This is a genomic window from Methanobrevibacter boviskoreani JH1, assembly GCF_000320505.1.
GTDB lineage: Archaea > Methanobacteriota > Methanobacteria > Methanobacteriales > Methanobacteriaceae > Methanarmilla > Methanarmilla boviskoreani.
This window is the reverse complement of the sequence record NZ_BAGX02000010.1, coordinates 128,470-149,797: the sequence shown is the minus strand read 5'-3', so window position 1 is coordinate 149,797 and position 21,328 is coordinate 128,470. Positions and strand designations below refer to the sequence as shown.

The following is a 21,328-nucleotide window of genomic DNA, read 5'->3' as shown; positions in this document are numbered from 1 at the left end:
TTAAAATAGGATAAATAGTTTTCTATAGAATATGGCTTTAAATTAGAATTATGAAATTAAAAAAAAGAAAAGGAATTAAAAAAATAGATAGTATCTAAATACCTCTATCTTGCATTCTGTCTTCTTGGGATAAAGTAGACATGTCTAAACCTTTCATTGCTTCACCTAAGTTTTTGGAAACCTCAGCCAAAACATCAGGCTTATCATAGTTTGCGGTAGCTTCCACAATAGCATGTGCAAATGCAGGAGGATTATTGGATTTGAAGATTCCTGAACCTACAAAGATTCCATCTGATCCTAATTGCATCATTAATGAAGCGTCTGCAGGGGTAGCAATACCTCCAGCAGCAAAGTTAACTACAGGTAATTTACCAAGTTTTGCAGTTTCACGAACAAGTTCAATCGGTGCTTCGATATCCCTTGCATATCTCCAAATTTCCTCTTCATCTAAACCTTGAACAGTTCTGATTTCGCCCATAACCATTCTCATATGACGAACAGCTTCAACAATGTTTCCAGTACCAGGTTCACCTTTGGTACGAATCATTGCAGCACCTTCATCAATTCTTCTTAATGCCTCGCCTAAGTTTCTAGCACCACATACAAATGGAATGGTGAATTCTTTCTTATTAATATGATAAACATCATCGGCAGGTGTAAGTACTTCACTCTCATCAATCATGTCTACACCTAAAGTTTCGAGTATTTGAGCTTCTGCAATATGACCAATTCTACATTTAGCCATGACAGGAATGGAAACAGCATCAACTACTTCTTCAGTAATGGATGGATCAGCCATTCTAGCTACTCCACCAGCTTTACGGATATCTGCAGGAACTTTTTCTAAAGCCATAACAGCTACAGCACCAGCATCTTCTGCAATACCTGCTTGTTCTGCATTTACAACATCCATAATGACTCCGCCTTTTGTCATTTTAGCGAAACCTTCTTTTAATACATCAGTACCTTTTTGCATTATATTTTTCTCCTTTCTATAATTTTAAAACTATTCAATTATCGAAAATTAATATTAAATTGTGGATATCTAATATCCATTGTAAATTTTTATTAAAATATACAGCAATCTTATTTTTATAATAACTATAATATAAAATTTAATTATTAACTATTGTTATAATTTATTTTCTAAAAACAGATTCTGAAAACAAGAATCATAAAAAGTAATTATCCTAAAAGTATAGGACGTAAAACTATAAACGGACTGAAAGCCGCTATCAGAAACAAAACAATACCTACCATTAATTTATATCTGTTATTATCCATTTCACCAGAGATTATAAATAATACTCCGAAGAAAGCTAAAACAACTGGTAATATATGTGAAAATAATAATGTTCCGTTTACTGGCATTTTATCACTAAATTAACATTTTTTAAAAAAAATATAGTTATTATTCAATAATATTATACTATTAATATTTAATAATAAAGTTATATATATGTTTCCCTTTATTTGGAATTTTTATATTATAAATAACATTTTTATTTTTATAATTACTTAACAAGAATAAACTTTAACTGTTTTCAATATTAAAAAAATAATATTTCCATATCATATAATTTCTAAAATAAGAACAAATTCCAACTGTATTTAAAAAAATAATAATAAAAAAAATATTAAAAATCCTATTAACTAAAATTATAAGATAGAGATACTTCCATTATGTAAGGCAGTACCTATTAATGCTTTTTTTACACCATACCTTTCAAGGGGCTCTAAATCCTCTTGATTAATACCTCCGCCAATTATGATCTTATCCTTAAACTCTTTAAAATCATCCAAAAAGCGGATATCATAACCATTTCCAGTTCCAACATCAGATATATTTAAAAGGATAATCTCATTAGGATCAAGTTCCCTTAACACATCCCTAAACTCTTCCAAACTCATATCCAAATTATTTGAATAGAGTTGCCCATCTTTTATATCAACACTTACAACAATCCTCTCACGTGGAAATGTGTCAAAAATTTTCCTCATCTCGTCAATGGATTCAATTGTCTCAGTTGCAACTATAAGTTTATATGCAAAATCAAGATAAAACTTAAAAGATTCGAAATCCCTAATACCACAGTCCAACATTACAGGCAAAACAGTATTAACATCCTTGATTTTATAAAGATTATTACCCTGTTTTTCAATTAAATCCAAATCAGCGATGTAAATCTCCTTGGCACCATTAAGCTCAAGACCATTTGCAATGTTTAAAGGGTCTGAGTTTGGAGCATAAATTGTATTCAATGGAGTATAAGTAGACCTATTGCCACTTTTTCCACTGACAGCCTGATTACCTATTAAATCTAAAACTGGTACTATTTCAATCATCTAATCACTTGTATATAATAACTATTATATTATATAAAAGAACTTAATTTAATATTTTTCTAAAAATGATATATTCATAAAAAAACAATAAAGATTAAGATAAAATGATCAATAGTTAACTAATAGAAATCTCGTGAATAAGTATAAAGGATTTTAATATTTTATAAAAAGAGCAATAACTTATAAAAAAAAGGTTATATTAATAAAACAATCAAAAATAATAAATTAGACATGAAAAAACTGAAATGAAAAAATCAATACTTTTTAAAAAATTGAAATAATTTAAAAATAGATAATAAAAGATTTGTAAAAAAAATGAAAATTATACTGGCTCGTTAGATTCAACAACTACATAAATCTCATTTGCCAATTCTTTATCTACGGCTAACTGGGTATTACCTAATTGAAATACAAAGATTGGAAATTTTTGAATCAATTGAATCTTAGAACCTGGAAGAAGACCTAAATTCATAATTTTCTGTAATTTTTTGGCATCTGCAGTTTTAATATATGATACTGTTCCAATATCACCTACTTCTGTTTCAAGAAGTGGAACGGCTGAATCCTTATTATCGACTACCATACCGTCACGTGGTGGAATTGTATGACCATGTGGGCATTTTTTAGGATAACCAAGAATCCTCATAATATTGTCTTCAACATCATGACTCATTACATGCTCAATCTGGTCCGCCAAATCTTCCATCTCATCCCTATCTGCAAGAAACAAATCAGCTACAACCGTCTCGGCAATCCTATGTTTTCTGACAAGCTCCCTTCCCAGATATTCACCTGACTCAGATAATAGGATTTTATGATGGTCTATATTAATATATCCTTTCTTAAATAATTCTGTAATATAATCCTTATCAATCTGATCCTCGGTCATGATGTCCTTATCTTCCTTTTCCTTAACCCAAAGATTACGAAGAATATCCTCTATGTCTTTAGTTCTTAATGACATTTTAATCCCCTTTATAATATTATCTGTTAAAAATATGATTCTAAACTTCTATTAGTTTAATAAAATTACATATTAAAAATTAATTCCAAACATTTTATAATAAATAAAATAACCTATAGAAACAAATTCTAAAATTTTTACTAGTTCAAATTAGAACTACCTGTTAAAAATACAATCCTTTATCTTTCTTACTGAGTTTTCAATGAATTTATATGACTTTGATTCAGGTAAAATCTCATATCCACAATTAGGACAGTGAACTACCTGACAGTCTATTGGACAGCCTTCACAACTTTCACCATCACAGAGTTTAAATTCATATCCACAAAACTCACACTTTACCATAATATCTTCTGACATATTATCCACCACTATCCTTTATGAAACCATTAGAAAATTGAATATCATCCCTTCATTACCATAATAATTTCTGAAAAATATAAGTTAAATTCAAGTATTCACCTGATAATTAAAGTAATAAATTAAATTTTTTGCTAACCAAATAATTGTAATATAAATATTATTTCATTTAAATAAATTAAAATAAAGAATTCATAATTAATATAATTAATTACAGATTTAATTTACTTAACCATATTTTTAAGATTACAATAATGACTTATGTAAATATACATATCCATTATTAATTAAATAATTATGTTTTAACAACTTTTAATTTATTATAATATTTATGACAACGGCTAATCTAGTAAATAGCCATATTTCAATATTCAATATCCCATTTAAAATACTACTCCAAATGTTGTAAGTACTAAGTTAAGTAAGAAACCTGCTGTAAATGCAAGTACAATACTTAATATTGCAATACCTACAGCTATCTTTACCCCTCTTTCTTTAATCATTACAATAAACTGTGCAATACATGGTACAAACAAGGTTAAAGTAACACTTGCTACAAGTAACTGCACACCAGTTAGTGTATCTCTAATCTTCAAGATTCCCGCTGCACCAAAGTCTCTTCTAAAGAATCCTAAGATAAATGATTGGGTTGTTGAAGTTGGAAGACCTATGGCCTGTATAATCGGATTAAATAATTTAATGATTAATTGGAAGATACCTACAAGATCAAGACCCCAGATTAAAACACTTATAAGGATAAATATCGGTAACAATTCCTTAATATACATTACAACCCTCGTCCAGGTTTTTTTAAGTATATGCTTAGGTTTAGGAACTCTTAAAGGAGGAAGTTCCATGAAGAAACTTGCCTGTGAACCCGGTACAAATCTCTTAGCAATAAGCCCTACAACTATAAAGTTGAATATGATTATTCCAAGCCATATCCATAAGGTGATTGGATGTGAGGATAACAATGACATTATCACTCCAAGCTGTGCGGAACATGGAATAGTTAAAGCCATAAGTATTGTTGCAATGATTCTTTCACGATTAGTTTCGAGAGTACGTGTGGTCATGGTTGCCATACTTCCACAGCCTACTGCCAAAACCATAGGAATAATTGAACGACCACTTAAACCTATTTTTTTAAAAGCGTTGTCAGTTAAAAGTGCAAGTCTTGGAAGATAACCACTATCCTCAAGTATTGAAAATACAATGAAGAATAGACTTACGATTGGGAAAATAATTCCAATACCATAACTTAAACCAAATGTTACAATACCATAACTACCTATAAACAAGTCTTGTATTGGTTTCCATGGTATGACAGCTAAAACAATCTGAGTTAAAAATGGATTTATCCATTCTCCAAATATTACATCCTCAAAGAAATCAACCAGATATCCAGCACCTAGAACCCCTACGAATAGATACAATCCAAAGTATAAGACCAATGCCAGAATAATTAAACCATAAACAGGATGTATCATCAATCTTGATAGTTTTTCTTTAAAATCATCATTTGTTTGAGGTTTAACCTTGTTTATAGTTGTAAATTCATCTTTAAAATATAGTGCATACTTGGATAGTTGTAACTTGGTTAAATATTTAATCGGATCATCATACTCCTTTTCAATTGAATCAACTAAACTAAAAATATCCGTATATTTTTTTTCATGTTTTTTAACAGTGGTTCTGATATCCTTATCTCCCTCTAAAAGTAGAATGGCTACTGCACGGTTAGTCATCTCATCATATTTATGTTCCAATTTAGATTCTACTTTATTAATGGATCCTTCTAAATCATTACCATAATGAATTACAATTTTGGCCTTTGAATTAGAATCGATATTCTTTTTAATATCATCATAATTTAATATTGCATTCTTTAGTTCATCTAAACCAATATCATTTGCAGCTGAAGTTAAAACCACGGGAATACCTAGTTTTGCAGACAATCCTTCTTTATCTACTTTAGCACCCATACGGTCTAATTCATCAATCATATTTAATACTAAAATTACATCAGTACCTGCATCAATCAACTGTAAAGTCAAATCAATTGACTTATCAATATTTTTAGCATCTATAACATGTACAACTAAATCATAATCCCCACTAAATAGAAGTAATTTAGCAATTCTTTCCTCTTCGGTTATTGTATTTAAATCATACATTCCCGGAGGATCTGTAATTTCAATTGTTTCTCCATCAATTTTAAAATTACCTGTATCAATATCAACAGTTGTTCCAGGATAATTAGAAACTGTAGCAGAAAGACCTGTTAATTTATTAAAGGTAAGACTCTTACCTACATTAGGATTACCTATAAGCAATACATTATGAAGGTAATCTATACTGTCTTTCTTGTTCTCCAATAATTTTTCATCTCTTGTTTCTTGACTATCTAAAATAGAAAACCCCTCTCTTTAAAAAAATTAATAAATAAAATTTTAGGTTTACCTAAACAAAGTATTATTTTTACTACATATATAGTTTATTGAGTTTAGGTTTACCTAAAAAGAAATTAAAATTTTAATCAAGGTTAAATTTAAGAAAAGACAATTATATTGAATTTAAAAATTAAAAAATAATTGAAATCAATCAATTGATTAGTAAAAATAGAAAATAAAATTATAACAACTGAAACTAATTATTAAAAACAGAAAGAATCATTAAAAAAAATATTAAAAGATTAAAGTTAAATGAGTAAAAAATTATAAATCTTTAGCCTTATCAAGCTCTTCATCTATAATCTTTTCAAGTTCCTCTTTTACAATACCAACACAGATTTCCCCTTCCTCATCTAACCTTGCAGAATCATTTGGTTCATGACCTGTAGGTTTTAAAATCTGATCTATATTAATATGGCGAACCACATCAATACCTTTGTTTTTTAATATTTTATTAACGCAGTTACTCTGACAGCCATTGATTGCAATAATCGGATATTTATCAATGAGATTAATAAAATTCTCATTATCTGCAGATGTTGCGGATATACAAATAGACATTACATCATCAGAATCAATAGCTACATCAGTCACTACAGCTCTACCCACTAATCCATTAGGGCTCATTCCACTACAACATGAAATAGCTACCTTATTATCATCCCATACAATTTCATCATTTTCTTCCATCTTATCAACCACTAAAATAGTATAAACTCTTAATGAAAATCATACTTAATTTAAAAATCTAATAAAATATTTGGTCTTTATATTACTTATAATTTTATACAAATTTAATTATTAAAGAAAGATTTTCACATAAAATCATTAAAGAAATAGAAAACGCTAAGCAATCATTGGAATTAAATAAAAAATGCCTTATTAAAAAAAAGTTGTTGATAAAAGGTAAAGTAACCCTAATATTACCCTTTAATAAAAAATAAAAACTAAGGTTGGACCCTTACACATACTTTTAGACTTCCTAGTATATAAATGTTATTTGAAAATAATTAAAGTTTACTTTAAAATATTACAGATAAATTTATATAAAAATATTGGACCATATTAAGTAAAATAGTAAAATTCTAGTTTATAAAAAGTGAAACTAATAAAAACAGACAAAATAAAATTATTATTAAAAAATAATTAACAAATAGTTGTAAATTCTAAAATAAATGAGAACCAGATAAAAGAAATTTATTAAAATAAACCTTAATAAAATATAATTTAATCAGAATAAGTAAAAATCATCGGACGTTTGATAGAAATAAAAAATCTAAAAATCCGTTATTAAAAAAAAGTTAATTAGTAAAATAGTTATAAAACTATTCCCTATAATTTTCATCTATGAAAACATCTAATTTTTCATAGGATTCATCTACAACATTTTGAATATCTTCCTGACTTAGATTTGATAAAGCATCAACATCAACATTAATTTTTAAATCAACATTAAGTTCTTCATTTTCGTAACTTATGTCTGTTAAAATACTTTGATCTATAACTTCTTTAGAAGATACATGTTGTGATAATTTATTTTCTGCAGTGTTGGTAAGAAAATAAGTTATAGCATCTAAGTCATCTTGTGTTAATTCTTTAAGTTTCCTCATATAGTCATCTTTTGAAAATTTTAAATTAAAAAGTAATAAGTATTTAAAAATACTTAGTTAATATTTAAACCATTCATAGTATTTTGAATACTGGTTTGCATTTCTTGAAGTTTTTTCATGACTCTTTCTTCTTGACGTGCCATGGTTTTTTGTCTTAATTGAAGGGTTTCTAATTGTTCTTTAGTTTCATCATAAATATCATCACGATTTACTTTAATAAGTAAAGAACCAGCAGATTTGTAAACTTCAGTATCAGAATTAGTCTTTTCAAGTTCAGCAATCGCCCTTTCAGTTTCATTTATTTGTAAATCAAGGTTTTGTTTTTGAACTGTTACAGCTTGAGCTTGTTGTTGTAAGTTTTGATATTGATTCAATTGTTCTTGTACATTTTTTGGTAAATCCATAATATCACCTTTTTTGAAATATTTAATTAAATAATATTAATATTATAATTTAATTTATATATTTAATATTTAATAAAGATATCTTAAATTAGTCAGATTATCATCAGAAAAAATATTATTAATAAAACTTTACCCATTGAAAAAGAAATTAATATTATCTAAAAATTTAATAAACCATATAAATGAAAAGCTCATTTAAAAGATTTAAAATCTCTTAACCTATTTATTAATAAATAATTTATTCATTCAAAGAGAATTAATTTCCTAATATACCTATTATTTATGATTTGGTCATAAATAGAAAAAATAATTTAATTTAGATATAAATCAATAGAAATTACTCGATAAGATTATTAACTTCTAAGGATAGTTTAATCCATTTAATAGCCGAATTTATAGATGCCCTATAACTTGTTGCATCCTCGGCCTCTATATTAATAGTAATTATATTATCATGAACCTCTAAATCCATAGATGATCTATAATCTGGAGAAGTTTCAAATTCAAGTAAAACCGCATCATATATAATCTTAGCTTGTTTTGCATCATCAAATTTTATTGTAATATTATGGTTAATTGAATCAATAAAATTATTTTCCTTCTCCATAATCCTCACATAATAAATTAGTTATAAAAAAAATAAAGTAAATAGTCTAATTATCAAGAATCTTCCTAACTGCTATTTGAAAATCAATTTTTTCCCCATTTTTATTGTAAAAATCGATTATTCCAATTTTATAATCTACATAATCCTTCTCTATATACTCCTTTTGATCTTCCTCAGTATATTTATGAATGTAGAGATAATTCTCACTTGGATTATCATCTAATTCCGCATCAAGTAAGTCTGCAATTACAGCCAATTCCTCCACTTCACATTTAACTTTGAGATTTTTAGGGTTCATATGAAGACGGGTATTCTGGGTTTTAACAGTAACCAATATTGATAAAACCTTTTCTGCCCTTGAAAAAAATGTAATTTTACTAGGATTGCCCTTAATCTCATATACAAAAGCAGTTGAATCATTACCTAAAGTAGTGGATTTTAAAAGTATATCCCTAATACTACTTTTTCCTCTATTAATATATTCTGAACCTGTAGCATGCATTAAATTCTTACAAAATTTACGTGTATTTTGAGAAGGTTTTCTAGATGTTGAAATAAGCATATAATCACTAATAAAATAAATATCAAATTACAAAGTAATTAAATTAAAATAAGTTAATAAAAAATTAGAGATATAAGTTAAAAAGAAAAATAAAAATTTATCTTGCTTTGATTGTCCTTTTTACAGCAGGAGTTTGTTTGAATAAGATTCTGTATCTGCATTTAGGACATTTATTTTCTTCATAACTTTTGTGGTCCATTACATAGCCACAGTTAGGACATCTATACAATTAGTTTCCCCCATTTTTAACATTACGTTTTGCAGCTTTTGCCATAGGAGTTTCAGGAGTGTATGCTCCACCAGTGAAAACTGTTCCACATTTATTACATTTCCATATTCCTGCAGCAACTCTTTTTACACCAGGTCTGTCACATTGAGGACATACATGTTTTTGTTTCATGTTTTCTTCAATAATTTTAACAGATCTTTTAGCTTTTCTTCCGTATCTTGCACCGAATCTTCCAGTGATTCCCACTTTTTTTGTTCTAGCCATTATATTTCTCTCCAAATAATTATAATATAAAATATCATTAATCCATATATGGACTAAATAAAAGCCTATTAAACTAATCAAAAAATAATTAATGTTAATAGAAAAAAATTCCCTATTATTTAATGAAATAATATAAGAATAAAATTATAAAATTTATCTTTAATTGTGAATTAATAAAACATAAATTTATCTAATATAATAATTTAGCACTTTACAGTATTTAAAGTTATTGTTTTTACCAGTATTTTTAATATAAAATTTTAATAAATAAAAAAATATCCCATCTAAAACCTTAATCTCAACATATAAGTTTTAAGAGCAAATAAGATTCAGGAAGGATTTTAGACCGTTTAAATAAAATTTCAATAAGATAAAATAATAAAAATTAGAAAAAGAATGAAAAATTTTATTTAAAAATCTAAATTAGATAAAATCATTTCATTTTTAGACAATGCTACTTTTACTGCATCAAATATTTCCTCTTTAGTTAAAGGTTTGGAACCGCCCTTTTGCATGGAACAAATGCTACCTGATTCAGTAATACCTACTGACAATCTAGCAGATAAAACACGTTCCTCATCAAGTGATGGATCTAAAACCATTTTATCACCGATTTTAACAAAGGTGGATAATGCAACATTATGATTTAAAGGAACATTATATGTTTCCTCATCATCAAGAACAACCTCATCATCAACAACTGTTGCCTTTGGTAACTTACATGTTTTAAGTGCAGCATTTACAGCTAAATTAGCACAGTCAAAAAGATTTCCACAGTTATCTATTACATGAATATCAATAAACAACATCCAGACATGTTTACCTTCTTCAATACATAACTCATCTAATTTGACCATTTCACTTTCACGTATTCCACGATCCACTACACGTGCAAGTTCAATGGATTCCTGTGAAGGTGGGCCTGGTTCAAATTCGGGATCCGCCATTGGAAGCAATTCACAGTTTGTCATCAATACTCCAACATCAGGTGTATCTGGGAATGGTTCCCCAACGGAAGGTTTGATTCCAACAACAACCTTGGTCTTTCCAAGCTGACATAAAGCTGAACCTTCAGCCTTAGGAATTATATCTGTTTCAATGTTAATATTTCTATATTCATCAAGAGCCCTTCCATCAACTCTCTCATTATTATTTACAAGATTTGTAATATTATCAATAGTAATTTCCGGTATTACATCCATAATATCCCTCTATTCCTCTTCTTCCGGTACCTCGGTTGTACGTAAATAACGATTTTTAAGTGCTTCTTTCTGTACTTTACTAACTTCCATACAACCTTCAATAGCCAAATTAATAGCCTCTTCAAATTCTTCATCTGTTAAATTACCATCAGTTTGTAATAATGTAATCTCACCAGTTCTTGGCAATATCACTACAGGTACATCAGCCTGACCTGTCTTATCCTCAACTTCAGATAGATCCAATACAATGTCTCCATCCATTTTACCTGCTGCACAGCCTACAGGAATATCCTTCATAGGTATTCCGGCATCAGCTAAAGCAACAGCAGCAGCTGTTACACCAGCACAACGTGTTCCACCTTCTGCAGCAATAACCTCAATAGAAATATCAATAAGAGATCTTGGATATCCTTCTAACATTAATGCAGGAAGAAGTGCATCTGTTGTAATCTTTGAAATTTCATTTGATCTTCTATCCGGACCTGGTCTCTTTCTAGAGTCTACAGAAAATGGTGCCATATTATATCTTACCTTAATAACACCGGTATCTGGACGTAAAAATCTTCTTAAATATGATTCCTTAGGACCATAAACAGAAGCCAATATTTTATTTCCACCTACTTCAACATAAGCAGATCCATCAGCCCTTTCTAATACTCCTGCTTCTATTTTAATAGGACGAAGTTCATTATATGCTCTTCCATCAGCCCTTAATTTTTTTTCTTCACTAATAAAAATCACCTAATCAACATAAATTTTTAAAATACTCAAAATACAACTACTCATCATCTCTTAAAATAGAAAAACCTGATTTTTTACGACCAATTTCAAAATGAGACTTGTGAGATTTTTTCTCTTTTTCAATATTCTCCAAATTACTTATAAAATCATTATTTCTTTTGGTTTCAGCCTGTCTTTTAGCCTCAATCTCTTCTTTCAATTCCTCTTTAAAGTTTTCAAGTTTAGGTTTTTCTAACTCATATTTACTAGCTGAATTGTCTTTCTTATTTAACCTTTTATGGAAACCTTTATTATGTTTTCTATTACTGTGAGAATTAAAATCTGAGGTTCTTGACTCCTCAGGGAAATCTTCATCCAAATCATCAGGAATTTCACCGTCAATTTCAAGATATAATTTATCACGGATTCTATTAGTTAAACCAGAGGTATGTGCCTGTTCTTCAATAATATGAATAATATCCCTAGTGATTTGTTCCATCTTAGGTTCTCCCCTAACCCAAACAAGACCGTTTTGACCAACCACAATTTTACAGCCAGTCTTGTCCTTAATCATATTAATCATGGAACCTTTCTTACCAATTAAACGTGGAACCTTAGTTGGAGCAATGTCTACAATAATTCCTCCCTTAAATTTACCCATTCCACGGCCTTTAAGTCCAAGTTTAACTTTTTTAACCTCATCCACATCTACAACTCTTAAAAACAGAACATCTCCAACATCAAAAACCTTACTTAGACTTTTTTTATCTCTTCCAAAAACCTCTGAAGATGGGATTATACCGGAATATGGGGAATTAATATCTACATCCCACATTGAGAATCGAACATCTTCGATTTTACCAATGACCACATCTCCCTTCTTTGGAACATATTTACTTTTTAAAGGAATAACACTTATTTTTTTATTCCTTAAGGAAACTAAGCCCATTAAAGAAGAACAGATTTGACCATTATCTTTAAAAGTTCCTCTTCCTGAGTAGAAATCCTCATCTGCAAGAACATCACCAGGAATTACTAAGTCTTTATTTTCTACATAAATCATCTTATACACACCGTATAATAAATAAAAATCTAAAATTTTTACTTTAGATTATATAAACATGATATTTGATTAATATTTCTTCCCCATCCAATAAACAAGTTAAAATCCATTTTTAACCTATCAATATTAATCTTTGAAATATATATTAAAATCCATTTTTAACATATATCGATTTTTAACTTAAAATTAAATTGTATTATAAAAAATATTAGAAACTAAAAAAATTAATTATTTAATTAATTTAGTTTCTCCATTTCCATTAGAAAGTTCAGCCATTTTTCCAGAGAATTTATCCTGAAGACCACCAGGAATTTCAATAACTCCAATCCATGATCCATCCTGTTGCCATTCTTCCTCTAAGATTTTACCAAAACTTCTAATTGTAGAATATGCATGTCCTACACTATCACCAGGTAAACGGACAGCCATTTTAACTTTTTCAAAACGAATTGGTATAAGTGGTCTAATAGCTTTAAGAGCAACTTGAACTTGTTGATCTACTGAAACAAACGGATCAATTTTAACTTTTGCCTCATCCATAGCATTCTCAATTCTCTGAGGAGGATGAGGATAACCTGTTTGAGGGTTAATCGCTTCTCTTGAAATCTTATTAATAACTAACTTACGTTTTTCCTTCTGCATTTGCCTTTTTTGCTCGGCAGTAAGTTGAACATGCCCTCTTTCAAGAATTTGTTTCGCAACTTCTAAAGGATCTGTAGTATTAAATACCTTTTCCATAGCTTCCTCAGAAGCTAAATCTCCTTTTTTAGAATCTTTGAAAATCTCTTCAACTGCTAAAATATCCTCGACTTCAACATCCTTTCCATCAGGGTTTCTAAATTCGGCAGCCAAATCAGGGTCAACTAATATTTCAAAGTGTTCCCCATAAGATTCTAATTTAGCAATGATTGCATCATCAACATTTACCATATTTCTTACTCCATAGAACACTTATTTTATGCTTATTCCTCTTCAGAATCAGAATCTTCTTCAGTTTCATCCTCGGAATCTTCTTCATCCTCTTCTTTATTACGTTCTAAAAGTGATTCAACATAAGTAGCTACTTCATCGTCATCGAGTTTTCTGTATTTTCCTGTTTCTTTTTCGATAACTGCAATTTCAACATTATCTTTTGTAGTTTTACCGTCAGTAGCTTCATATATTGCATCTAAAGCTAAATCAATAGCCTGATTTAAAGTTAAATCATCATCGTATTTTTCTTCAAAAACATCCATAGCCTCATTTCTTCCAGCACCAATTGCGGTAGCTTTATACTCAATTAATGCTCCACTAGGATCTGTTTCGAATAATCTACAATTACCTTTGTTAATTCCACCAATGATAAGTGCGGAACCAAATGGTCTTACACCACCATTTTGGGTGTACATTTGTTTCATGTCACATATCTTTTTAACAAGTGCCTCAACACCAATAGGTTCATTATAAGTGATTTTATTAACTTGAGATTCAACTCTAGCTCTATCAACTAAAGCCCTTGCATCAGCAACTAAACCTGATGAAGCAGCACCAATATGATCATCAATTTGGAAAATTTTTTCAATAGATTTAGGTTCAACTAATCTACTAGTGGATCTTTTATCAACTGCTAAAACAATACCTTCTTTGGTTTTGACTCCTAAGGAAGTAGTACCTCTTTTAACAGCTTCTCTTGCATATTCGACTTGGAAAAGTCTTCCATCTGGGCTGAATACAGTGATAGCCCTATCATAACCAGCATTTTGTAAAGGTTGCATATTTATTACCTCACTTTTACTAACTTAATCAATTAGTTAACTAAAAAAATTCTTAAAAAAAATTTAACTATTTTTTTATTTTCATTAAAAAAAAATAAAACAAATCTCCATGATTTGATTAAATACTTTTATTACCCTAATGTCCTAATTAATATTTAATTTTATAATATAATAAATGTATCTATTTTTAATTTGAAAATAAATTATTTTTTTTAAAAAATTCACTAAATATTATATTCATCTATAAGTTTATTGCCAATAGATAATATATAAATCTAATTGTTTTATTCAATCTAAAAATTGATTTTTAAAAATAAGTAGAAAATAGTCAAATATTAAAAAAAATAAAAAAAAAACGATAAATTTTTAAAAAAATAAGTTAAAAAATTATAAAATCCTAAGAATAAATTAAAAAATAGTCAAACCTTAAGAAGCTAAAAAATAGTAGAAACTTAAAAAAAAGTAAAAATTAATAGTTTATATAAAAACTACTCAATATATTTTTCAATTGAAGATTTAATAGTTCCGGATAAACCAATAGTATTTATTGCAATCTGACGACCATTAAATTTGGTAATGGTTGAAAGACCACTGCGAACCTCTCCTTCATATCCTCTTTGACAACGTAAAATAGCTTTCATATGATGACAATCAGTTCGGTCATCAAGATAATAAACCCTCATCAGCCATAGATTAAAATTACTAGTTTCCATCTCTCCAAATAATCTAATACAAGAATCCCAAACAGCTAAAATTAAATCATTTTTATTGAAATAATCCAATGTTTTAATATCCAATGTAAGATAACGATTATTTTTTCTAAGTGTTGGGGGTAATACTTTCATTTTCATTTTAATCAACTATTTTTAATATAAAAAACCATAAGATTTGATTCGTACATGATTTGAATAAATATTATAAGGTTCTTATGACCATTCTTAATAAAACTCCATAAATCCAATTTTAATTAATGATGGAATCCAATATAACAAGTGATTGGACCATAATCCTGTTAATCATCTTTATTAACTATATGAACTCCTTCAAATAAGAAATTTTTCCTATTTTTATTAAAATCAACTATGCTTTTAGGACATTCCATCAATCCATTTTTAATTTCCTGGTCATTTAAACCTAGAACTTTAAAAAAATTAGAAATATCTATTGGAGAGCGTATATCAAAGATGTTTTCACTACCAGTGGTTATGATTAAAGGAAATTCAAATTTTCTCTGTAAAGCAATAATATCTCTAAAATTAGCTAAAACTTTAGCCCTATAGGATAAAAAATTAGTTAAAACGTCCTTAAAACATAATTCTATGGCTACCTGATTTTTAAAAGCCTCTTTAGCTAAAACATGATTTAATCCACAGTCGCTTTTCTTATAGTAAGGCCTGGATAAAACATCGACATGACGATTTTCAAGTGATGCCCTGTTAATCTCATTAGTTCCACCGAAAACTGATATAAAATCTGATTTGTTTCTAAATCTGTTTACTGTTTTTCTAACAGTATTTACATTTGATGAATTAATATTTAAACCAAAACTAATATCTAAAGGTTTATCCTCAACAGTAAACGATGAAATATCCTCAATGAGTTTATCCTTATAATTTAATGCATTTTGAAACTCTTCAGGAGAATATTGTAAATTTAAATAATTCCAACCGAAATCATATGCTTCCTTAATTAAATTATAATCATTATTATAATTAGAACCTTTAAGATTTAAATCATAGAATATCATGTAAAATCATTCTTAAATTTTATTAATTATTATTAAATTTATGATTTTCAATTTAATAAATGTATTTTTAATCTGGAAAAAATATTTCCAAAACTGAATTTTTAAGACAAGTAAAACTTACTTAGAAAATAATTCCATTAGCTCATTCCAAGAAAGTCTTAAGATACGATTAAATTCTTCAAAATCAATCCTGTTTAGCCTCAATCTCTGAAATTAAATATTCACCAAAGTTTTTTAATGCAATATCTTTTTTAGCAGGATAAGCAGCAATTTTTATCTTTAAATGAATACTATCTCCCCTATCAACAATTTGCCATTTCTCATCTACTGCAGCATCCTTTGAAAACCTTAAGAAAAGATTACATTGATCATCCATTTTTCTTTCCAAATCATCATATAGTTTCAATAATTGATCCTTATCCAATTGATTTATTAAATTAAATAAGAAATCCTTAAGATATCTTTTCTTATCCACAATACCAGAATATATTAAAATATTATCATTTTCACCAAGCATTCCCTCTGCCTCTTCAAGTTCCGGCACCACATCTGGTAAAATATTATGTAAACCATTAATCAATTCTTCTTCATTTTCATTTTCATATACAAATAATCGATATCTAATATTGTGAATCATATAAATCATTTTAAATTAGTTAAAATCATGAAAAATAGTATTTAATTAAAAAAAAATTCCAAAAAGTTAAATAAGTTTATTAAATTAAAAAACACAATCTAAAAAGTTAAATGGATTAAAACCATTGAAGAACTTGTATAGAATAAAAAAAATTAAATAGAAAAAAGTAAGAGGAATTATCCTCTTCTTGCGTGTTCAGCTCCTTTACCTTTAACGGAGAGACCACGACCTTTTTTACCAGCACTAGTTAAACCTCTACCAGCCCTGTCTTTGTGTTGACTTTCACAAATCCAGTTGATTTTGTGATCGTTTTTAATAGAAGGACTTTGTGGGTCTACTAAAATTACTTCGTAGTATTTGAATTTACCATCAGCCCATACCCAGTAGGAGTTTAATACTTCTAAGTTAGGGTATTTTTTAGAAACACGTTCTTCAGCAATTCTTTGGATAGATTTTGAAGCGGTAATCTTGTTTACTCCCATTTTAGATGGTTTACGACCTGAAGTGAAACGAGATTTTCTTCTTGAACCACGTCTTACCCTAGTTCTTACTACAACATATCCTTTTTTAGCTTTGTAACCTAAAGATCGTGCACGATCTAATCTGGTAGGTCTTTCAATTCTAGTTATAACTGGTTGTCTTCTCCATTTAGGAGCTCTTTCCCACATGAGTTCTCTTACATAAGATTCATCTGGGTTTTTCCATGCATCTCTAATATATTTATACATCATAAATAAACACCTTTTTTGTTCAGCTTAAAAGCCACATCCAGGGAATAAATCCCAAAAAAGTTTATCGTTGATAACTATAAAACTCTTTAATATTTGAAAAATCATTGAATAATATTAATCATAGTAAAAATAGTAAACATTACAACGATAATAAAATTTTGGTTATAATCACATATAAATGTTATGTTAATTATATAAAAAAAGAATATAAAATAAAAAATTTATAAAAAATAGATTCAATCTAATGCATTCAGGATTGTTACGGCATGCATAAATGCAGGCATTCCGGAAGTTAATAGAACTATTTTTAAAACGTCCATGACTTCTTCTTTGGTTATACCTAACTCTTTAATACCACTTTTAATTTGTTTTCTGGTAGCTTGTTTATCACATTTGGAAGCTGCAATACCAATAGCAATTAATTTTTGAGTTTTATAATCTAATGAACTACCAGAATATACAGTTTCATTAAGCTTTACAATGGTATCATAGATATCCGGATAGTCTTCCTTTATAATATCCATTGAATTACTATAAAATTTCTCTTGTTTCACTTAAATCACCTAAAATATTATATTTAATATTATGGTTAAATTAATATTTAAAATTTGTTAACTATCAAAAAAACAGCCAAAAAATAGACAATTAATATATATTATAAAAGTATATTGTAAATTGAATAAAATATAAAAAATTGATTATAACAAATCTTAAAATTTTGTATGAATTTTAAAAAAAAAGTATTATTGAAAATAAAATCAACTAAATTAAATCTGTAAATCCGAAAAAAAACCTTAAATTAATATAGAAAAGTAGAAAAAATCAAGTAAAAACTAAAATAAAAATAAAAGATTAATCAAAAAAGCTAAAAAGATAACTAAAATTAAAAGTAGAGACATTAAGTCCAAAATGAAATATAAACTGGTTTTAAAAAAAAAGCAGGAATAATAATCTCAAAAAAAAATAGAATCCCATAAAAAAAAAGAATAAGTATGAATAAGGTTAATTATTCAATACCTATTCAATATCACATTCTTCAGTTCCAGTAGCAAGACCTTTATAAGTTAAGGCACCTAAAATACCACCTACAATAGGTCCAATTATGTAAATTAAGAAATAATTCCATAGGTTTCCGCCACCTACTAATGAATCAATTAGGTATGGTCCAAAAGTACGTGCAGGGTTAATAGATCCTCCAGTAATAGGTCCAAGAACAAAGATTGCTGCAGCAACAGTTAAACCAATTGCAACACCTGCAAATCCAGGTTCTGCTTTTTTATCAACTGCAACACCCATTACAACAAATACAAGTAAGAATGTACCAATCAATTCAGCAACGGTTGCCTGTATAAAACTAATATTTGATGCAGGATAGGTAGCACCTAATGCTGCAACTGTTGCAGATGTCGGACCGAAACAGAAGTAAATACAAATGCTTCCAATTACAGCACCAATCAACTGTGCAATAATATACACAACTGAGTCTTTTCCTGAAATGTTTCCAGTTGAAAGTAATCCTAATGTAACTGCTGGATTAAAATGTGCTCCTGAGATCTTACCTACAGCATAAATGAAAATAATTACTGTAATACCAAAAGCTAAAGAAACACCAAACCATTCAGCAAATCCACCAACCATACCTATACCAACAAGTTTAGGATTTACAGTCCGTGAGATTAAAGTATCAGCCACTACTGAACCGGTACCAACAAACACTAAAAAGAATGTACCTATTAACTCAGCTAAAAATTTTTTACTTAAACTAGCCATCTTTTTCTCCTCCTTGAAAATATTTTAATTAAAAAAATAATAGTTAATGATAATTTTTAATTATATTAATCAATTTTTAACCAATTAATAAAAAAATGGAATCATAAATAGATTCCATTATTTATTCTTATACAGCTTCCCTCCATTGACAGTAATGATGTCTGAAGTCCATGAGAGATGCGACAGCACAGTTTTTACATCCTCTAACTGGTGAGTTAGGAATTTCCTTACTAAGTGCAATAACATTTGTCATTAAAGTAGCGGTCATTGGTTCTGAGGTAAGTAAACACGGATAATCTGCAAGACGCATAAGGGAGGAGAACCTGACAGATATAGCGCATGATGGATATGTATACCTTTGCGGATTCATGATCACCTCATTATTATCAACAGGACTTAAATCTACCTTATAACCTTTAATCATTGGTACTAAAGGATCAGGTTCTGATGATCTTGCCTTTCTTGCCTTTTCAATATATCCATATCCCCTGTAAACCATATCCATAAAGTCGGAGTTATGAAGTTCTGCAGCGGCACCTCTAGTTGGGTACATTTGAACAAAGTTGTGGAAACGTTTTGTAAGTAAATCAACAATCATTACAGCATTAAAACCGTCTAATTCCAACATATATTCAGTTGCACATGCAGATGCACCGGTGGTTAAATTTAAAATATCAGTACTGGATTTGAAATTCTCCAAGTTGTTGCGTAAGGTAGATTCAATTACATCTGTTGTAGCTTCAATACATGCCATTACAACATCATCCTTACACATGTTATAGGTAGATTGAGAGATATGGTGTCCAATATCCCCTACACAATATGCAGGAACAGTTACAATATTTCCATAATGAACTCCGTCATCCATTGCCGCTTTTACATAAGGAGTCATCAGTTTTTTATAATTTTTCATATATTTCCTTACATCAAAAGAAGATTCCTTTGCTGCATCCATAAGTTTTCCCTGTGCCTCAATAGGATCTAAGTAAATATCTTGTAACTGAGCAATTTCTACTTCAGTGGCTTCAGAAGCTGTAGCACCAGATTCAAGAGCTTGAGAGAAAGCATCTCCAACACCATAAGAGGTATTCATACCCCATGATTTAGAAGCTAAAATAGCCTGTTTATGAGGAGTTGGAATATCTGTTTTTGAAAGAATTTGGTTTACAATATTACTGGTACTTCCAGGAATTAATGCGAAGTCAACAACACATGTAGGACCATAAAATCCTGCATAGTGTCTAATGGATTCTTTTGAAACAATAGCCTCATGTTCTGCAATAGATTCTGCGAATTTTTCGACACTGTCATTGAACGCACTGTCCTCTTCTTTTAAGATTTCAAGTACTGGAGGTGTTTGATAATGTTCTACCATAGGATCGTCTTCAGGTCTTATGGTATCTGCTAAACTTACAAGGGTATCATAATGGGACTTTACTGAATTAGTATGTAAATCAAATACAGATTGTGCTTGATCGCCTATTGGTTTCATACTAGTTGCAGCTTCCATATATGGCTTAGCATCAGTTATTTTAAATTTACCGCCTCTTTTTTCCTTTATTACGTTAACATCAGCCCTTTGTGCGGCAACTGCCTCGTTGACCATTTTTTCATATAATTCATTCATTTTTGTCACCTTAAATCACAAATATATAATGGTAAAATTAAAAATATTTCAAAACCCATTTATATTTAATTAAGAATAGATTAATACTTCTATTTAATACTTTTGACTCAAAATAATTATACAAAAAGTCATTAAAATAGGAATAAAATGAATAATATTTAATAGAATTTAAAGCGGAACTATAAAAAATATACAGATAAATAAAATTTAAGAAATAGCTAATAAAAAAAACAATAAAAATTCCTATAAAAATAAAGATAAATAGACAAATAAGAATT

At 28.7% G+C, this 21,328-nt stretch carries 25 protein-coding genes; all 25 read right to left on the bottom strand.

Annotation, left to right across the window (positions count from 1 at the left end; all coding sequences use genetic code 11):
- Nucleotides 1-94: 94 nt before the first annotated feature.
- Nucleotides 95-976, bottom strand: a complete 882-nt coding sequence (gene pdxS, locus ON24_RS02440; RefSeq protein ID WP_016358494.1) for a pyridoxal 5'-phosphate synthase lyase subunit PdxS — start codon at nucleotides 974-976, stop codon at nucleotides 95-97.
- A gap of 209 nt (nucleotides 977-1,185) precedes the next feature.
- Nucleotides 1,186-1,371: a hypothetical protein gene (locus tag ON24_RS02435; protein ID WP_016358495.1), complete on the bottom strand. Its 186-nt coding sequence runs from the start codon at nucleotides 1,369-1,371 to the stop codon at nucleotides 1,186-1,188.
- A gap of 288 nt (nucleotides 1,372-1,659) precedes the next feature.
- A complete protein-coding gene (locus ON24_RS02430) occupies nucleotides 1,660-2,346 on the bottom strand; it encodes a HisA/HisF family protein (RefSeq protein ID WP_040681805.1) in 687 nt (228 codons plus the stop codon).
- A gap of 322 nt (nucleotides 2,347-2,668) precedes the next feature.
- A complete protein-coding gene (locus ON24_RS02425) occupies nucleotides 2,669-3,310 on the bottom strand; it encodes a metal-dependent transcriptional regulator (RefSeq protein ID WP_016358498.1) in 642 nt (213 codons plus the stop codon).
- 156 nt (nucleotides 3,311-3,466) lie between these two features.
- Nucleotides 3,467-3,670: a hypothetical protein gene (locus ON24_RS02420; RefSeq protein ID WP_040681804.1), complete on the bottom strand. Its 204-nt coding sequence runs from the start codon at nucleotides 3,668-3,670 to the stop codon at nucleotides 3,467-3,469.
- Between the two features lie 383 nt (nucleotides 3,671-4,053).
- A complete protein-coding gene (feoB, locus tag ON24_RS02415; protein ID WP_040681803.1) occupies nucleotides 4,054-6,048 on the bottom strand; it encodes a ferrous iron transport protein B in 1,995 nt (664 codons plus the stop codon).
- A 339-nt stretch (nucleotides 6,049-6,387) separates the two neighbouring features.
- Complete coding sequence (locus ON24_RS02410) at nucleotides 6,388-6,813, bottom strand: putative zinc-binding protein (protein WP_040681802.1); 426 nt, start codon at nucleotides 6,811-6,813, stop codon at nucleotides 6,388-6,390.
- Between the two features lie 635 nt (nucleotides 6,814-7,448).
- Nucleotides 7,449-7,733, bottom strand: coding sequence for a DUF3194 domain-containing protein (locus ON24_RS02405; protein WP_016358502.1), 285 nt, complete (start codon nucleotides 7,731-7,733; stop codon nucleotides 7,449-7,451).
- A 53-nt stretch (nucleotides 7,734-7,786) separates the two neighbouring features.
- The gene (locus ON24_RS02400) at nucleotides 7,787-8,137 is read right to left on the bottom strand and encodes a prefoldin subunit beta (RefSeq protein WP_016358503.1); all 351 of its coding nucleotides are present in this window, start codon (nucleotides 8,135-8,137) and stop codon (nucleotides 7,787-7,789) included.
- A 337-nt stretch (nucleotides 8,138-8,474) separates the two neighbouring features.
- On the bottom strand, nucleotides 8,475-8,744 hold the full coding sequence (locus ON24_RS02395; protein ID WP_016358504.1) for a KEOPS complex subunit Pcc1: 270 nt from the start codon (nucleotides 8,742-8,744) through the stop codon (nucleotides 8,475-8,477).
- 46 nt (nucleotides 8,745-8,790) lie between these two features.
- Nucleotides 8,791-9,306 carry a ribonucleotide-diphosphate reductase subunit beta gene (locus ON24_RS02390; protein ID WP_040681801.1) on the bottom strand — a complete coding sequence of 172 codons (516 nt, stop codon included), beginning with the start codon at nucleotides 9,304-9,306 and terminating at the stop codon, nucleotides 8,791-8,793.
- A 97-nt stretch (nucleotides 9,307-9,403) separates the two neighbouring features.
- Nucleotides 9,404-9,535: an Rpo12/RPC10 RNA polymerase subunit family protein gene (locus tag ON24_RS02385; protein ID WP_016358506.1), complete on the bottom strand. Its 132-nt coding sequence runs from the start codon at nucleotides 9,533-9,535 to the stop codon at nucleotides 9,404-9,406.
- The gene (gene rpl37A, locus ON24_RS02380) at nucleotides 9,536-9,799 is read right to left on the bottom strand and encodes a 50S ribosomal protein L37Ae (RefSeq protein WP_016358507.1); all 264 of its coding nucleotides are present in this window, start codon (nucleotides 9,797-9,799) and stop codon (nucleotides 9,536-9,538) included.
- A 410-nt stretch (nucleotides 9,800-10,209) separates the two neighbouring features.
- On the bottom strand, nucleotides 10,210-11,004 hold the full coding sequence (gene rrp42, locus ON24_RS02375) for an exosome complex protein Rrp42 (RefSeq protein ID WP_081585229.1): 795 nt from the start codon (nucleotides 11,002-11,004) through the stop codon (nucleotides 10,210-10,212).
- A 6-nt stretch (nucleotides 11,005-11,010) separates the two neighbouring features.
- Entirely contained in the window at nucleotides 11,011-11,742 is a 732-nt protein-coding gene (gene rrp41, locus ON24_RS02370; RefSeq protein WP_040681799.1) for an exosome complex exonuclease Rrp41, read from the bottom strand.
- A gap of 37 nt (nucleotides 11,743-11,779) precedes the next feature.
- Nucleotides 11,780-12,784 carry an exosome complex RNA-binding protein Rrp4 gene (rrp4, locus tag ON24_RS02365; protein ID WP_040681798.1) on the bottom strand — a complete coding sequence of 335 codons (1,005 nt, stop codon included), beginning with the start codon at nucleotides 12,782-12,784 and terminating at the stop codon, nucleotides 11,780-11,782.
- A 228-nt stretch (nucleotides 12,785-13,012) separates the two neighbouring features.
- Nucleotides 13,013-13,714, bottom strand: a complete 702-nt coding sequence (locus ON24_RS02360; RefSeq protein WP_016358511.1) for a ribosome assembly factor SBDS — start codon at nucleotides 13,712-13,714, stop codon at nucleotides 13,013-13,015.
- Nucleotides 13,715-13,746: 32 nt separating this feature from the next.
- A complete protein-coding gene (gene psmA, locus ON24_RS02355; protein WP_016358512.1) occupies nucleotides 13,747-14,538 on the bottom strand; it encodes an archaeal proteasome endopeptidase complex subunit alpha in 792 nt (263 codons plus the stop codon).
- Between the two features lie 488 nt (nucleotides 14,539-15,026).
- Entirely contained in the window at nucleotides 15,027-15,389 is a 363-nt protein-coding gene (locus tag ON24_RS02350) for an Rpp14/Pop5 family protein (RefSeq protein WP_016358513.1), read from the bottom strand.
- 161 nt (nucleotides 15,390-15,550) lie between these two features.
- The gene (rnp3, locus tag ON24_RS02345; RefSeq protein ID WP_050553530.1) at nucleotides 15,551-16,285 is read right to left on the bottom strand and encodes a ribonuclease P protein component 3; all 735 of its coding nucleotides are present in this window, start codon (nucleotides 16,283-16,285) and stop codon (nucleotides 15,551-15,553) included.
- Nucleotides 16,286-16,469: 184 nt separating this feature from the next.
- On the bottom strand, nucleotides 16,470-16,922 hold the full coding sequence (locus ON24_RS02340; RefSeq protein WP_040681797.1) for an RNA-binding protein: 453 nt from the start codon (nucleotides 16,920-16,922) through the stop codon (nucleotides 16,470-16,472).
- A gap of 176 nt (nucleotides 16,923-17,098) precedes the next feature.
- Nucleotides 17,099-17,650 carry a 50S ribosomal protein L15e gene (locus ON24_RS02335; protein WP_040681847.1) on the bottom strand — a complete coding sequence of 184 codons (552 nt, stop codon included), beginning with the start codon at nucleotides 17,648-17,650 and terminating at the stop codon, nucleotides 17,099-17,101.
- A gap of 239 nt (nucleotides 17,651-17,889) precedes the next feature.
- Nucleotides 17,890-18,207, bottom strand: coding sequence for a carboxymuconolactone decarboxylase family protein (locus ON24_RS02330; RefSeq protein WP_016358517.1), 318 nt, complete (start codon nucleotides 18,205-18,207; stop codon nucleotides 17,890-17,892).
- A gap of 463 nt (nucleotides 18,208-18,670) precedes the next feature.
- Complete coding sequence (locus ON24_RS02325) at nucleotides 18,671-19,423, bottom strand: MIP/aquaporin family protein (protein WP_040681796.1); 753 nt, start codon at nucleotides 19,421-19,423, stop codon at nucleotides 18,671-18,673.
- A 127-nt stretch (nucleotides 19,424-19,550) separates the two neighbouring features.
- Nucleotides 19,551-21,050, bottom strand: coding sequence for a DUF2193 domain-containing protein (locus tag ON24_RS02320; RefSeq protein WP_040681795.1), 1,500 nt, complete (start codon nucleotides 21,048-21,050; stop codon nucleotides 19,551-19,553).
- Between the last annotated feature and the right edge of the window lie 278 nt (nucleotides 21,051-21,328).